The organism is Campylobacter troglodytis (assembly GCF_006864425.1).
Lineage (GTDB): Bacteria > Campylobacterota > Campylobacteria > Campylobacterales > Campylobacteraceae > Campylobacter_D > Campylobacter_D troglodytis.
Genome location: NZ_QHLI01000230.1, coordinates 1 through 544, shown reverse-complemented (window position 1 = coordinate 544; position 544 = coordinate 1). Strand labels below are relative to the sequence as shown.

The following is a 544-nucleotide window of genomic DNA, read 5'->3' as shown; positions in this document are numbered from 1 at the left end:
GGTATTTTTTCTTAGTCCGTAGCTGTGCCACTGTGCCTCATATCTACCCTCAGGTATTCTTAAATTTATCCCGCTTTTAATACAGTCAGGTCCAGGTCTATCAAGTATATAAGCATAAGGAAAGGTTTCATCATCTATGGATTTTATGCCTTTTTCGTTTTCAATGCTTCCATCTTGTTTTACTCTTTTACCATCTATATAAATATTCATTCTAGCAAGTGTAGCTTCAGTAGTTTCTTTGAATCTTTCAATTAGAATTAAAATGCGTTTTGTTTCTTTTATCCTTAATGAAATTTCACTTTCCTCTTTTATATCAAAGGCTTTAAACAAAGAACAAAGCTCATCCTTTTGATTAAATTCTATGCCTTTTAAATCAAGCTTGTCATAACTCACAAGTATATCAAAAATTTTTTCTCGCTTTTTTTCTTTTTGTTTTTCTTGCCTATTTTCTTGTAAATCTTCTTTTAAATTCATTAAAGCCTCGCCACTTCTTGCCTCCCACTGTTTTATTACTCTTTCATTTTCCAAAAATGCTAGCATTTGT

General features: G+C 31.2%; 1 protein-coding gene. It reads right to left on the bottom strand.

The features are described 5' to 3' along the window. The coding region (locus tag DMC01_RS14280; RefSeq protein WP_221887177.1) for a hypothetical protein at positions 1 to 544 on the bottom strand (544 nt) is incomplete at both ends.